The organism is Corynebacterium sp. HMSC068H04 (assembly GCF_001811255.1).
Classification (GTDB): domain Bacteria; phylum Actinomycetota; class Actinomycetes; order Mycobacteriales; family Mycobacteriaceae; genus Corynebacterium; species Corynebacterium hesseae.
In genome coordinates this window covers 1-14,062 of record NZ_KV803964.1, presented here as the reverse complement: position 1 = coordinate 14,062, position 14,062 = coordinate 1, and the positions used below count along the sequence as shown (strand labels likewise).

The window sequence follows — 14,062 nt, the reverse complement described above, 5'->3', positions numbered from 1 at the left end:
CCCTAGGGCGGAAGAAACCAGTGCTGAGAGGTACCTCTTACTTTGTAGCTGCAAACCATGGCGTTGCAGTAACATTTGGTCCACATTCCCTGATTACGAAAGGCTGTCTCATGTCACAGCAACCCGACGATTTATCTCTTGAACTGACCGATGACATTCTCGATGGCGAACTTGTTGAAGAATCGCTCGAGGGAGTCGAAGTCCCCACTGAGCTTGAGGACGTACAAGACCTAGAGACAATGACCGCCGAGCAGGACGCAGCGGCGCAAAAATTCGCCATGGATTTTCTCAAGAAAATCATCCGTCTTCGCGGGGTGCGCATCGATCGCGAAAAATTCCTTGCGCAAGAGCTACGCAAGGTCGGTGTATCCAATGACGTCATTTCACAGGCTCTGAGAAGCACGCCAATACATGCTGAATTAACCTTGGCGCAGCTGGATTCAATTGCAGATTCGACCATTAGCTTTGAGACCACCAAGTCCGCAGCGATTTCTTTCACGGCGGGCCTGCCAGGCGGCCTAGCAATGGCCGCCACCGTTCCTGGCGACATCACTCAGTTCTATGTGCACGCATTCCGCGTGATGCAAAAGCTCGCCTATCTGTACGGCTGGCAGGATCTGCTTGGCGACATGGATGAAGCTGATGATGAAACCGTTGGCAAGCTCGCCGTTTTCTTGGGTGTGATGATGGGCGTGGGTGGCGCCGCGAATAGCCTCATTGCATTCTCAAAACAAGTCGCTCGCCCCGCGATTCAGAAGCAGATTTCTCAAAAAGCTCTGACCAAGACCGCCTGGTTCCCAGTGGTTAAGCAAACCCTCAGGCTCGTGGGTGTCAAGGTCACCAAAGACTCCTTCGCGAAGACAGTCACAAAGGTAATCCCCTTGCTGGGCGGTGCGCTCTCCGGCACGATGACCTTTGCAACCTTGCGGACGCAGTCGCAGCGTCTCAAGGATCACCTGCGCGAACTGCCGCCCCCGGGTGTCGACGGCGCAGAATATCTCGCCATGGTCACGGTGGCCAACGACATCGCCGAACGGTCAGGGTCGACGCGACTCGCGGACTTGGGCTCCTCTGTCAAAGGCGTGTCTGAAAGTGCACTCGGATTAGCTGGAAGCGCGGCTGTAAGTGCACGGGATATCGCAGGCACAGCTGCTCAGGCAACCAAAGAGCAGCTCGGCAGCCTTGGGAGCAATGCTACGGGGCTCGCGAAAGGGCTTCGTGGCCGATTTGCGAAAAACAAAGATACAGACGAGGACTCCACTACATAACTAATTGCCGATGCGCCTGCCAGGGCATTTGCTTCTAATTTAGGAATTTGGTGGGTTGCGTCCCTTAGTGTGGTGTATCTGTGCCCCGGTGATGTCGGTGCCGTGAACGAATGCGGCGACCATCGCGGGTACCTTTCGAATCAACTTCTACCTATCCTCGAAAGGAAGTCCACCGCGATGGCCTCTGCCCCTATCATATCGACCCGACTGCCTATCTCGAAGAACTGCTGCCCCAAGTCTCCCCAGACTTAATGCGCCAAATGCTTGGCGATTTCATCAATCAGATCCTCTCTGCCCAAGCCGATAGCGTCTGCGGTGCTGATTACGCCACCATGTCCGATACTCGCACTAATTCCCGCAACGGCTACCGTCACCGACAACTCGATACCAGGGTGGGCTCTATCGGCATAGCCGTCCCGAAGCTGCGCCGTGGTTCCTTCTTCCCCGACTGGCTTCTTGAACGACGCACCCGCACCGAACGGGCCCTGACTACAGTTATCGCAACGTGCTACCTCAAAAGGGGTCTGGAGAGTAAAGAGAGCGCCCTTTCACACGCGAGGAAAAACGCGCACAAAGAGCTGAGAGATCAGGATGAATATACCCCTTGAAGCGTGCCAGAGTTGCGTGTTTTCGTGAGCTGGGAAGCGCTTTCGGTGTAGGCCGGATCCCGCAGAAATCCCGCACAATTCTGAAAGGCGGATGCTTTCGCCCATTTTCATTGAAATCTGCGGGCATGAAAAAGCCCTGACCTGGGAAAGTAATTTCTCAGATCAGGGCGATTCTGCCAGAAATTAGCAGTCGTAGTACATCTCAAATTCCTGCGGAGTCGGACGCAGGCGGACCGGCGCAATCTCGTTCTCGCGCTTGTAGTTGATGTAGGTCTCGATGAGGTCCTCGGAGAAGACATCGCCCTCGGTGAGGAAGTCGTTGTCTTCCTCGAGTGCTGCGATGGAGGCCTCCAGGGAGGTCGGTGCCTGCGGGATGGAGGCGGCCTCTGCCGGCGGCAGCTCGTAGAGGTCCTTGTCCACCGGAGCGTGCGGCTCGATGCGATTCTTGATGCCGTCGAGGCCCGCCATCATCATGGCGGCGAAACCGAAGTAGGGGTTGCCCGACGGATCCGGCGCGCGGAACTCGATGCGCTTGGCCTTCGGGTTGGAGCCGGTAATCGGGATGCGGATGGCAGCCGAGCGGTTGCGCTGCGAGTACACCAGGTTAATCGGCGCCTCGAAGCCCGGAACCAGGCGGTGGTAGGAGTTCAGGGTGGGGTTCGTGAACGCCAGCACAGCCGGTGCGTGGGCCAAGATGCCGCCGATGTAGTAGCGAGCCATGTCGGACAGACCGGCGTAGCCAGCCTCATCGTGGAAGAGCGGTTTGCCGTCCTGCCACAGGGACATGTGGGCGTGCATACCGGAACCATTATCGCCCGCCAGCGGCTTGGGCATAAAGGTTACGGTCTTACCAAACTGCTCCGCGGTGTTCTTGATGATGTACTTGAAGGTCTGAATATCATCAGCCGCGTGCAGCAGGGAGTTGAAGCGGTAGTTGATCTCGTTCTGACCGCTGCCCACCTCGTGGTGGAAGCGCTCGATGGTGAAACCAGCCTTCTGCAGTTGTTCCACCATGGCATCGCGGACTTCGCCGTGCTTGTCGACGGGTGCCGTCGGGAAGTAGCCGCCCTTCACGCGAGTCTTAAAGCCGGTGTTCGGGGTGCCGTCGAAGTTGGTCTCAGAACCGCGGTTCCACCAGCCCTCGTCGGTATCAACCTCGTAGAAGCCGTTGTGGACATCGGTGCCGTAGCGAACGGAGTCGAAGATGTAGAACTCAGCTTCAGCGCCGAAGTTACAGGTATCCGCGATGCCGGTGGAGGAGAGGTATTCCTCAGCCTTGCGGGCGATGTTGCGCGGGTCGCGGCTAAAGGGCTCCAGGGTGAACGGGTCGTGGACGAAGAACTTGATGTTCAGGGTCTTCGCGGTGCGGAAGGGATCCACGAAGGCAGTCTTCGGATCCGGCAACAGCGTCATGTCGGACTCATCGATGGTGGTGAATCCGCGGATGGACGAACCATCAAAAGCAAGGCCGTCGGCGGCTGCGTCTTCAGTAAATTCCTCGGCCGGAATAGAGAAGTGGTGCTCGGTGCCGGGGACGTCCGTAAACCGGATGTCAACGAACTTGACGTCCTCTTCCTTGATGAATGTGATGACGTCCTGGATTGTCTCAAAGGACACGGTGGTCTCCTGTTGGTTGACGTGTAGTACTCCCGACTAGTTTACAGGTATTGGCTGCATCACTGGGACGCGTGGGCACCTGAAGGCAAAATTTCTGCTCGGGATGGACGGCGGCTAGATTGGTGGGCATGGCAGATAACAACGATGGCATCGGGTCGGGGCAGTGGCCTGGGCAGGCATTGGGCTTGCCCAAGGAGGGGCCAGGTGCCCTGGCGTCGGTAATGCGGCGTACGTTCGGCGTGTTAATTGACTGGATTTTGGCCATGATCATTGCCAACGTTCTCGTGCTCTTCACCGACAATCTGGGCGGTCCCGCCTTCTTGGGTTATGCAGTGTGGGTAGTCATGGGCATCGTGTGCGGGTGGCTGTTCGCCCGCACCCCGGGCATGGCGTTGCTCGGTATGGGCGTGGCGCGCCTCGATGTCCCAGGCACTTCCGTCGGCCTGTGGCGTGCGGTGGTCCGTACGTTGCTGACCGCCGTGCTGTTTCCTGCAGCGATGGTCGACGCCGACGGTCGCGGCCTCCACGACCGCGCCACCGGCACCGCCGTCATCATGGCCTAAGGCTGTTGGGACCAGCGATAAAGCTGCTGGGGTGCGTGAGGCAACAAGGCCGGGAGGCTTCGAAGGCAACGAAAAGGGTCCCTTCCGAGAATCTCGGAAGGGACCCTTGCTGTGCTTGGAGCTAGTGGCTTATTTGCCGCCCTTGCGCTCCTGCATGCGGCGCATACGGCGGTTCATACCCGCCATGTTCTGAGCCTGGCGGGGCATCGGACCCTTGGGCAGACCCGGGGTGGTGCCCGGCAGATCATCCATGGCCTCGATACGGCGAATGTTGTCGTAGGTTTCGTTCTTGTTGTAGTTGCGCGGCAGCTTCATAATGTGGCTGCGCAGCTTAGACACGGGAACCTCGTCCTCGCCATTGCCCACGAAGACCTCGTACACCGGCACGCCGCCGGCCATGCGGTCCACGCGCTTCTTCAAGCGGTTAAGAGTAGGGCCGACGCGCTTGCGGTCGCCCTCGACGACGAAGATGACGCCCGAGTTGCCGATAACGCGGTGGATAAGGTCCTGCTGGCGGGTAGCGGCCACACCAGTCTTGACCTTCCACACCACGCCGACGGTGTTGCGCAGCTGCTGCTCCAAGGCCCAGCCGGCGGCGCCAGGCTGATCCTCCACCTTCTTGTACATATCGCGCTCGAGGCGGCGGGTAAACAGGAACATGGCCAGGATGGCGCCGATGCCCAAGCCCAGGATGAGCATGAACCACTCGCCGTTGAAGAGCATGCCGATTAGGAAGAAGAGCAAGCCCATGCCCAAGAATGCAGCCAGCATGATGGGGATGAGCGCCTTGTCCTGCTTGCGCTGCATGTTGAACGCTTGCCACATTTGTGACCAGTTTTGCTTGCGCTGGGCGCGCTTGGCCGCGCGCTCCTGCTTCTTCGCTTCCTTCAGCGATGCCTTGTCGTCGTTAGCCATGGCTCCTACTTTAGAGGTCAGAGGGTCAAAAAGAGAATCGAACTAGCGAATAGTGGACGCCGCAGAGTTCGGGTTCGCTGCACCAGCCGGGGTCTTAACCATACGCGTGGTCACCGGAGTCTCCTCGGAGGGGCCGTACTTCTCCAGAAGCGTGGAGGCCTCCTGGGCGGTAGCACCCTGGGAAGTCTCAGCCAAGTGCTTCAGGTTCTCCGGAAGCTCGAGGCCGCGGGCCTCCATGGCCTGCACGTAGAGGCGGCCAGCGCGGTAGGAGGAGCGCACCAGCGGGCCGGACATGACACCGCCGAAGCCCAGTTCCTTGGCCAGCTTGGAGTGCTCCACGAACTCCTCTGGGCGTACCCAGCGCTCGATGGGGTGGAAGCGCGGACCGGGGCGCAGGTACTGGGTAATCGTGATGATGTCGCAGCCGACCTCGCGGAGATCGCGAAGGGCTTCCTCGATCTCCTCGGCGGTTTCACCCATGCCCAGGATGAGGTTGGACTTGGTGATCAAACCAAAATCGTGAGCCTGGCGGATGACGTCGAGGGAACGCTCATAGCGGAAGGCCGGGCGGATGCGCTTGAAGATGCGCGGCACCGTCTCCAGGTTGTGGGCGAAGACCTCAGGGCGGGCTTCAAAAACCTCTTGGAGCAAATCCGGCTTACCGGAGAAGTCCGGGGTGAGGTTCTCCACGCCGGTATTGGGGTTGAGCTCATGAATCTTGCGCACAACCTCGGCGTAGAGCCAGGCACCCTCGTCGGGCAGATCATCGCGGGTCACGCCGGTGATGGTGGTGTAGTTGAGATCCATCTCCTGGATGTTCTCGGCCACGCGGCGCGGCTCGTCGCGGTCCAGCTCTTCCGGCTTGCCGGTGGCGATATCGCAGAAATCGCAACGGCGGGTGCACTTGTCACCGCCAATGAGGAAGGTGGCCTCGCGCGATTCCCAGCACTCGTGAATATTAGGGCAGCCGGCCTCCTGGCACACAGTGTGCAGGGAAGCACCAGACACGCGGGATTTCATGTCCTCATAACCAGGGCCGGTGCGAACCTGGTTGCGGATCCAGCGTGGCTTCTGTTCGATGGGCGACTCCGCATTTTTCTTCTCAATGCGGAGCATCTTGCGTCCTTCAGGCTTAACAGTCACGGAACCTCACTTTACGCGTTAGAGTTAGCTCTTCCTAATACAAGTCCTGTACGAGCCGGGTTTATTCCACCGAGGGTATCTTCTACTTTCCCTCTGCTGCTTTGCGGGCTTGGCGGGCCTTCTCGTTGGCCACCTTGATGGGATCGGGCGCCGAGGCGAAGGTGTGGTCGGCCACGGTGAGTTCGCCGGAGAGGGCTTTGAGGAGGGCGTCGAGAAGCGGCGCTTCCGCTTCTTGAATGGTGACCTCGCGGCCAAGCTCCAGCGAGAGCGTGGACACGTCGGCATCGTCGATGCCGCAGGCCACGATGTGCTCGTAGTACTCCAAGGTGTTGGTGCAGTTGAGCGCTAGGCCGTGCATGGTCACGCCGCGGGTAACGCGGATGCCCAAGGCGCCCAGTTTGCGGTCGCGCTTCGGGGCGGACGGATCGGCGGCGCGGGTGGTGGACGGAACCCATACGCCCGAGCGGCCATCGATGCGCCCGGCGGTGCTCACTCCGAGTTCGCGGACGGCTTGGATGATGGCTTCCTCGAGGCGGCGGACGTAGTCAACGACGTCGACCGGCTCGGCCAGCTTAATGATGGGGTAGACAACCAGCTGGCCCTCGCCGTGCCAGGTGATACGCCCGCCGCGGTCGACGTCAATGACCGGCAGGCCGTTATCGGGCATATCCTCCGGCTGCGTGCGCTTGCCGGCGGTGTAGACGTTGGGGTGCTCAACCACGAGGATGACATCACCCTGCGCGCCCGCCGCCCGCGCTGCGGCGAGCTCGGCCTGGAGATCCCAGGCCTCTTGGTAGCCCATGCGGCCCAAGCGGCGGATCTCCAGTGGCTCGTCGGAAGCGCGAATAGAGCGGTTGGCGGGAAAGAAAGGTTCGCGGGGAGCAGTCATGGATACCCATGCTAGTCCCCGCGAAGATTCAGCCAGACAAGGGCTGAATGCGTGCTGTTCAGGCGCAGATTTAGGCCACGCCGTTGGCGGAGGCGTACTCCTCAGCGGTCATCAGCTCGCCGGCTTCGGTGACCTCGACCTCGAAGAGCCAGCCCTCACCGAAGGGATCGTTGTTGATGACGGCGTAGTCATCGTGCACACCCTCGTTAACGGCGGTCACGGTACCGGTGACCGGGGAGTACAGATCGGAGACGGACTTGGTGGACTCCACCTCGCCGCAGGTTTCGCCGTGCTCGACGGTATCGCCCACGGCCGGCAGCTCGGCGAAGACGACCTCACCCAAGCGGTCGGTGGCCACGGAGGTGATGCCGACGCGGACGGTGGAACCGGCGACGGAATCAGCAGTTGCGTTAATCCACTCGTGGTCCTCGGAGTAGGAAAAATCGGAAGGAAGATTAGCCATGAGAAGGGATGTCCTTTCGGTAGATGGATTCAGTAGTGGAGTTTACTTCTCGCGCTTGTAGAAGGGCAGCGCGGACACTTCGAAGGGGTAGCGCTTGCCGCGGATGTCAATCTCCACGGCGTCGCCAGCCTCCAAGCCTGCGGCGGTATCGATGAGCGCGAGCGCGACAGGGTGGCCCAGGGTGGGGGAGGGCTGGCCGGAGGTCACCGTGCCCACCTTGTTCTCACCAACGAAGACCTCCGCTCCGGCGCGGGCGGCGCGGCGCTGCGAGGAAACCAGGCCGGTAATAACGGCCTGCGGGCCTTCTTCGGCGCGCTGGCGCAGCACCTTTGCACCCACGAAGTCCTGCTCCTTCTTGGCAAAGGCGCGGGACATGCCGGCCTCCACCGGAGTGATATCGCGGGTGAGCTCGTTGCCGTAGAGCGGCATGCCAGCTTCCAAGCGCAGGGAGTCGCGCGCGGCCAGGCCGCAGGGCTTAATGCCGTACTCCTCGCCAGCCTTGAGCAGTTCCTCCCACAGTTCTGGGGCATCGGAGTTGTAGACGATGAGCTCGAAGCCGTCCTCGCCGGTGTAGCCGGTGCGGCAGATGAAAGCGTACTTGCGCGCCACCTTGCCGGTCATGGCGGCGTAGTAGGGAAGGTCCATCACTGCCTGTTGCTTGGTGTCCTCCACCAGCGGGACGAGAATCTCCAGCGCCTTCGGGCCCTGGACAGCAATCATGGCCACATCGCGGGACTCGTTCTTCAGGTCCACGTCGAAGCCCTCGGCGCGCTCGTTGAGAGCCTCCCACACGGTATCGGCGTTGCCAGCATTCGGCACGACGAGGAACTTGGTCTCCTCCAAGCGGTAGGTGATGAGGTCATCCATGATGCCGCCATCCTCGGCGCAGATCATGGAGTACTTTGCCTTGCCCACCTTGAGGGGAACCAGGTTGGAGATGAAGCAGTAGGACAGGAACTCGGCGGCGTCCGGGCCGTTGACCCAGATTTCACCCATGTGGGACAGGTCGAAGAGGCCGGCGGCTCCGCGCACCGCGCGGTGCTCCTCAAGCTCGTTGTCATATTTCAGCGGCATCTCCCACGGCCCGAAGGGCGTGAAAGTGGCGCCGAGCTTCTCGTGCTCAGCGTGCAGCGGGGAGTGCAGGTAGTCAGTCATTGATTAAACCTCCTGGTTGTCGTCGGAGTAGTCAAAAGCCTCTGGCGGCGGGCAGGTGCACACCAGGTTGCGGTCACCATAAGCCTCGTCGATGCGGCGCACCGGCGGGAAGTACTTGTTGGCGCGCAGCGAGGTCACCGGGTAGGCGGCCTGCTGGCGGGTGAAGGTGAAGTCCCACTCGTCGGCCGCGACGGATTCGGCGGTGAACGGAGCATGGTGGATGACGGAGTCCTCGTAGGCCACCTGGCCGTCGATGATCTCCTGGATTTCGGCGCGGATGGAGCGCATGGCCTCGATGAAGCGGTCCAGCTCACCCAGGTCTTCAGACTCGGTGGGCTCCACCATGAGGGTGCCGGCCACTGGGAAGGACAGGGTCGGCGCGTGGAAGCCATAGTCCACGAGGCGCTTGGCCACGTCGGCGGCGGTGACGCCGGAGGCATCGGTCAGCTCGCGCAGGTCAAAGATGCACTCGTGAGCCACCAGGCCGGCATTGCCCGTGTAGAGCACAGGGAAGGAATCCTTCAGGCTCTGCGCCAGGTAGTTCGCGCCGAGGATGGCGTGGCTCGTGGCCTCCGTGAGTCCTTGGGCGCCAATCATGGCCAGGTAGGACCAGGAAATTGGCAGCACGCCGGCGGAACCGTAGCGCGATGCGGTGGACGGTACACCGGTGGTCTCCGCAGTCGGTTGCGAGGGATCCAGCTCGGGGTCATTGGCATCCGACGGCAGGAAGGGCACCAAGTGCTTGGCGACGCCCACCGGGCCCACACCCGGGCCACCGCCGCCGTGCGGGATGGTGAAGGTCTTGTGCAGGTTCAGGTGGGACACATCGCCGCCGAAGGCACCCGGACGGGCCCAACCGGCTAGCGCGTTCATGTTGGCGCCGTCGATGTAGACCTGGCCGCCGGCCGCGTGGACCTTGTCGCAGACCTCGCGCACCTCGGGGTCGAAGACGCCGTGGGTGGAGGGGTAGGTAATCATGATGCCGGCGATGTGCTCGCCATGCTGCTCAATCTTGGCGTCGAGGTCGGCGAGGTCAATCGAGCCATCGTCGGCGGTCTTGACCACGACGACGCGCAGGTTGGCCAAGGTGGCTGAGGCCGCATTGGTGCCGTGCGCGGAGGCCGGGATGAGGATGACATCGCGGCCGTGATCGCCGTTGGCCACGTGGTAGCGGCGAATGGCCAGAAGGCCGGCCAGCTCGCCCTGGGAGCCGGCGTTGGGCTGGATGGAGACCTGGGCGTAGCCGGTAATCTCGGCGAGCCAGGACTCGAGTTCGTCGATGAGCGCGCGCCAGCCCGCGGTGGTCTCCTCCGGGGCATACGGGTGGATGCCGGCGAATTCCGGCCAGGAGATGGGCTCCATCGCGGCGGTGGGGTTGAGCTTCATCGTGCACGAACCCAGAGGGATCATCGTGCGGTCCAGGGCCAGGTCCTTATCCGCCAAGGTGCGCAGGTAGCGCAGCATCTGGGTCTCGGAGTGGATGGAGTTGAAGATCTCGTGCTGCAGCGGGGCTTCGGCGCGCTGGACGGAGGACGGAATCTCGAAGGAGCCAGACGCGGCCGGCTCGGAGTTAGCGGAGGACTCGGCGCCGAAGGCGCCGGCGAGGATGTTGACATCCTCGTTGGTCGCGGATTCGCCGAAGGAGACCGAGACCTTGTCCGAGCCGATGGTGCGCACCAGGTAGCCCTGCTCCTGCAGCTGGGTCTTGATGGCCGCGGCATCCACGCCGGTGACGGTCACGGTGTCGAAGAAGTCGCGGGAGACAATCTCCTTGCCCGCGTCGGTGACGGCCGCAGCGAAAGCAGAAGCGCGGTCGTGGACGCGTTGCGCGATGGCCTTGAGGCCCTCAGGCCCGTGGTACACCGCGTACATGGAGGCCACGTTGGCCAGAAGTGCTTGGGCGGTGCAGATGTTGGAGGTCGCGCGCTCGCGGCGGATGTGCTGCTCACGAGTCTGCAATGCGAGGCGGTAGGCGGGGCGGCCGGCGGCGTCCTTCGATACGCCCACGATGCGGCCGGGCAGCTGGCGCTTGAGCTTGTCCGTAACAGACATGAAGGCCGCGTGCGGGCCGCCGAAGAAGAGCGGGACACCGAAGCGCTGAGAGGAGCCGAGGACGACGTCTGCGCCCATCTCACCGGGGGCTTCCAAGAGAAGCAGCGACAGGGGGTCAGCCACGACGGCGGCAAGAGCGCCGCGGGTGTGCAGCTCCTCGATGGCAGCGCGGGGGTCGACGATATCGCCCTCGGTTCCGGTGTAGGCCAGAACTGCGCCAACGAGGTCTTCGCCGACGATGCCATCGCGGACATCAGCAATCTCGACCTCCAGCTCGATGGCGCGGGCACGCTCAGCGGCCACGGCCAGAACCTGCGGGTGCAGGCGCGAATCGAGCAGCACGCGGCGGCCCTTCTTCACCGCGCGGGCCATGAGGCCGACGGCTTCGGCGGTGGCGGAGGCTTCGTCGAGAAGCGAGGCGTTCGCGATGGGAAGACCGGTCAGGGACTCAATCATGGTCTGGAAATTCAGCAGCGCCTCGAGGCGGCCCTGGGAAATTTCCGGCTGGTAGGGAGTGTATGCGGTGTACCAGCCGGCATCCTCCAGCAGCCCACGGCGGATGACCGCCGGGGTGAGGGTATCGGAATAACCCTGGCCGTAGAAGGACTTCAGCACGACGTTCTGGGAGGCGTACTCGCGGAGCTTCGCCTGCGCGTCATCTTCGCTCAAAGCCTCCGGGAGGTTCAGCGCCTCGGTGGCGCGGATGGAGGTGGGCAGGGCGGCATCGACGAGTGCCTCCACGCTGTCGTAGCCCACTGCCTTGAGCATCGTCTCACGCTCGGCCGCATCGGGGCCGAGGTGGCGAGAGATGAAATCCATGTGTTTTATCTCCTTTGTGGCGTTAGATTGTGTGACCTAAACTGCCCCAAGTATAAGGCGTAGGCCATGACATTAGCCCCGGTTACCCCTGACATGGAGGCGCAGCGCTACGGCGGTCGCTACCGCGACGGTGAGGCCGATGACGAAGGCCGTGGAATAGCCAACGGCAGGGCCCAAAAGTGACAGGATGAAAGGCGCAAAGAAACCCAGATAGGTCAGTGAATAAAACACCCCCGTCGCTGCGCCGAGCTCCTCTGCGTCGGCGATGGCTTGGGTCTCCGCGAGTCCGCTGAGCATGCCGATTCCATAGGAGCTGCCCATGATGATGGCCGCGATAGGCAGGAGAAAAACTGCCCAACCATGATGAGCCGCAGCGAGGACGGCGAGGCACAGTGCCATTCCTACTGCGGCCAGCGCCATGCCGTGGAACGAGGTCACGCGGATGCGGCCAGCCAGTTGCTGGATAACCACGCCGCTGCCCATGGTGAGAAGCGCGCACAGGCCGGCGACAAGAACTGGGTGGTGTAGGTGCTCGCTGAGCTGCGCGGGCAGGAATACGAAGGCGGTGGTGGCGGAGCCGAAGACCCATGGTGCGTAGGCCACCACCGGTAAGTAGTGGAGAGTAATCAGGCTGGTCGGGACAAATGAACGGCGCCTCGAAGCTGACTGTGTAGATCTCGGTTCCGGCACCGTCCACACGAGTGGAACCACGATGAGTGCTAGGCCGATATGCAAAAGATAAGGCACAACGGTGGGCCAGGGGAGGAACTCGGCGGCGATACCAGCCACGCCGGGCGCCGATGCGAAACCGGCGGACAGGGCTATGGAAGAACGCTTGGCTCCAACGCTCAGGTGTGTGCTGAGCTCCTTGATCCAGGCCGCGCCGGAAGACATGGCGAGGCCCACGGCGGCACCGGCGCACAGGCGGCCGATCAACAAGGGGAGGAAGGCGCCGCCTGCGCCGGTAAGGAAAACGAGGGAACCGACGGTGGTGGTGAGGACAGCTGGGCGCATGATGGCGCGGCGCCCTAGCGAATCCGAAAGCGGACCACCGATGAATAGAGCGACCATGATGCCGAGGGCATAGATACCAAAGAGGAAGGTTGTCTGCAGAACCCCGAGGGAGGTGGTGGTTTGGTAGACCACGACCATGGGGGCGAAGAGATTAGCGCCGCAGGCGACGAGAAACATACCGAGTACGACGCGAAACCACTTCTGAGAAACCATGCGGCTCAGTCTAGTGTGCTGAATCACAGGTGTCGGGTCTTGGTGACAAGACGGATAAAGAAAACGCGCCTAACTGACAAAGTTGGCGCCGATCTCTGAGGATCTGAAGGAAACTTCGTCAGTTTTGGAGGGGTAGCGGTTCCTCTGAGCGATGTCACCGAGCTGTGTTTGTGGGATGGAGGAAAGCAGGGCGAAAACGACGAGGCTCCCCCGCCGCAGTGGCGGGGGAGCAAGCCTAGGGCTTAGAGGGCTTCGAAGCCTTAGAGGTCAAGGTCGGCTTCGAAATCTGCAGTTTCGAGGCGGTCCTTGATGGTCGTGATGAAGCGACCAGCGTCGGCACCGTCGACCACCTGGTGGTCGTAGGTGAACGGCAGGTAGCACATCTGGCGGATAGCGATGGCGTCCTGGCCGTCCTCGGTGACGACAACCGCGCGCTTGGTAATAGCGGCGGTGCCCAGGATGCCGGCCTGCGGCGGAACCAGAATCGGGGTATCCAGCAGGGCGCCCTCGGAGCCAATGTTGGTCACGGTGAAGGTTGCACCGGTCAAATCGTTCGGCTTGAGCTTGTTGTTGCGTGCCTTGTCAGCCAGCTCGGCGATCTTCTGAGCGATCTCCGGAAGCGTCAGCTCCTGAGCCTTGTGGATGACCGGGGTGAGCAGGCCCTTCGGGGTGTCTACGGCGATGGCCACGTTGACGTCAGCGTGGTAGGTCATCTCCTTGGTCTCCGGGTTGTAGGAAGCGTTGACGTTCGGGTGGGACACCAGTGCCTCAACGGTTGCCTTCACGATGAACGGCAGGAAGGAGAGGTTGGCCTCGTACTTGTCAATGAACGCCTGCTTGGACTGCTTGCGCATATCCCAGATGGCAGTCATATCGACTTCCTGGACGTGGGTCAGCTGAGCGGAGATCTGGAGGGCCTCAACCATCTTGGACGCCGTGATCTCGCGGATACGGTTGACCTTCTGGGTGGTGCCGATGAGCTCCTGCTTCTCCGGATCCACGGACTTGGTGGACCAGCGAGCACGCGGGCTGCTGGAAGCTGCCTTAGCGGAGGAAGCCGGTGCCTCACCCTCGCCAGCAGCGGCCAGCACGTCCTGCTTGCGGATGCGGCCGCCAACACCGGTGCCAGAGACGGTGGAGAGATCCACGCCGTGCTTCTCAGCCAGCTTGCGTACCAGCGGAGTGACGTACGGGACGTTGTCACCGTTATTGACCTTCGTAGAGGTCTCGGAAGCCTTCGGCTCAGCGGACGCGGCCGGCTTCTCGTCCTTCTTCTCAGCCTTGGCCTCGGACTTCTCCTCGGCCTTCTTGTCGGCCTTTTCCTCTGCCTTCGGCTCTTCCTT

At 61.9% G+C, this 14,062-nt stretch carries 11 protein-coding genes and 1 pseudogene; 3 read left to right on the top strand and 9 right to left on the bottom strand.

Going from position 1 to position 14,062, the window contains the following annotated elements:
- Positions 1-110: 110 nt before the first annotated feature.
- Positions 111-1,268 carry an EcsC family protein gene (locus tag HMPREF2792_RS00975; protein WP_070519761.1) on the top strand — a complete coding sequence of 386 codons (1,158 nt, stop codon included), beginning with the start codon at positions 111-113 and terminating at the stop codon, positions 1,266-1,268.
- 197 nt (positions 1,269-1,465) lie between these two features.
- A pseudogene (locus HMPREF2792_RS00970) lies at positions 1,466-1,786 on the top strand (transposase); the annotation flags it as partial.
- A gap of 273 nt (positions 1,787-2,059) precedes the next feature.
- On the opposite strand, the gene glnA reads toward HMPREF2792_RS00970, so the two are convergent.
- Entirely contained in the window at positions 2,060-3,493 is a 1,434-nt protein-coding gene (gene glnA / locus HMPREF2792_RS00965; protein WP_070530146.1) for a type I glutamate--ammonia ligase, read from the bottom strand.
- Between the two features lie 128 nt (positions 3,494-3,621).
- Here glnA and HMPREF2792_RS00960 point away from each other — a divergent pair, with 128 nt between their 5' ends.
- Entirely contained in the window at positions 3,622-4,056 is a 435-nt protein-coding gene (locus HMPREF2792_RS00960) for an RDD family protein (RefSeq protein ID WP_070530143.1), read from the top strand.
- Positions 4,057-4,185: 129 nt separating this feature from the next.
- Here the strand turns inward: HMPREF2792_RS00960 and HMPREF2792_RS00955 are convergent, their stop codons facing one another.
- From HMPREF2792_RS00955 to sucB, 8 genes are all read right to left on the bottom strand, one after another.
- Entirely contained in the window at positions 4,186-4,971 is a 786-nt protein-coding gene (locus HMPREF2792_RS00955; RefSeq protein ID WP_070519767.1) for a DUF4191 domain-containing protein, read from the bottom strand.
- Positions 4,972-5,013: 42 nt separating this feature from the next.
- The gene (lipA, locus tag HMPREF2792_RS00950) at positions 5,014-6,087 is read right to left on the bottom strand and encodes a lipoyl synthase (RefSeq protein WP_070519769.1); all 1,074 of its coding nucleotides are present in this window, start codon (positions 6,085-6,087) and stop codon (positions 5,014-5,016) included.
- Between the two features lie 109 nt (positions 6,088-6,196).
- Positions 6,197-7,003, bottom strand: coding sequence for a lipoyl(octanoyl) transferase LipB (gene lipB / locus HMPREF2792_RS00945; RefSeq protein WP_070530140.1), 807 nt, complete (start codon positions 7,001-7,003; stop codon positions 6,197-6,199).
- Positions 7,004-7,073: 70 nt separating this feature from the next.
- A complete protein-coding gene (gene gcvH, locus HMPREF2792_RS00940) occupies positions 7,074-7,466 on the bottom strand; it encodes a glycine cleavage system protein GcvH (protein WP_070530138.1) in 393 nt (130 codons plus the stop codon).
- 42 nt (positions 7,467-7,508) lie between these two features.
- Positions 7,509-8,621, bottom strand: a complete 1,113-nt coding sequence (gene gcvT, locus HMPREF2792_RS00935; protein WP_070519776.1) for a glycine cleavage system aminomethyltransferase GcvT — start codon at positions 8,619-8,621, stop codon at positions 7,509-7,511.
- Between the two features lie 3 nt (positions 8,622-8,624).
- Positions 8,625-11,492, bottom strand: coding sequence for an aminomethyl-transferring glycine dehydrogenase (gene gcvP, locus HMPREF2792_RS00930; RefSeq protein WP_070530136.1), 2,868 nt, complete (start codon positions 11,490-11,492; stop codon positions 8,625-8,627).
- 72 nt (positions 11,493-11,564) lie between these two features.
- Positions 11,565-12,719: an MFS transporter gene (locus HMPREF2792_RS00925; RefSeq protein WP_070530134.1), complete on the bottom strand. Its 1,155-nt coding sequence runs from the start codon at positions 12,717-12,719 to the stop codon at positions 11,565-11,567.
- Between the two features lie 260 nt (positions 12,720-12,979).
- Positions 12,980-14,062 (bottom strand): 2-oxoglutarate dehydrogenase, E2 component, dihydrolipoamide succinyltransferase (gene sucB / locus HMPREF2792_RS00920; RefSeq protein ID WP_070530131.1); only part of this gene is annotated, 1,083 nt, incomplete at its 5' end.

Excerpts from the sequence above, each read along its gene's own strand:
- HMPREF2792_RS00975 (WP_070519761.1), top strand. The coding sequence starts at position 111 with ATGTCACAGCAACCCGACGATTTATCTCTTGAACTGACCGATGACATT.
- HMPREF2792_RS00960 (WP_070530143.1), top strand. The coding sequence starts at position 3,622 with ATGGCAGATAACAACGATGGCATCGGGTCGGGGCAGTGGCCTGGGCAG.
- HMPREF2792_RS00955 (WP_070519767.1), bottom strand. The coding sequence starts at position 4,971 with ATGGCTAACGACGACAAGGCATCGCTGAAGGAAGCGAAGAAGCAGGAG.
- lipA (WP_070519769.1), bottom strand. The coding sequence starts at position 6,087 with ATGCTCCGCATTGAGAAGAAAAATGCGGAGTCGCCCATCGAACAGAAG.
- lipB (WP_070530140.1), bottom strand. The coding sequence starts at position 7,003 with ATGACTGCTCCCCGCGAACCTTTCTTTCCCGCCAACCGCTCTATTCGC.
- gcvH (WP_070530138.1), bottom strand. The coding sequence starts at position 7,466 with ATGGCTAATCTTCCTTCCGATTTTTCCTACTCCGAGGACCACGAGTGG.
- gcvT (WP_070519776.1), bottom strand. The coding sequence starts at position 8,621 with ATGACTGACTACCTGCACTCCCCGCTGCACGCTGAGCACGAGAAGCTC.
- gcvP (WP_070530136.1), bottom strand. The coding sequence starts at position 11,492 with ATGGATTTCATCTCTCGCCACCTCGGCCCCGATGCGGCCGAGCGTGAG.
- HMPREF2792_RS00925 (WP_070530134.1), bottom strand. The coding sequence starts at position 12,719 with ATGGTTTCTCAGAAGTGGTTTCGCGTCGTACTCGGTATGTTTCTCGTC.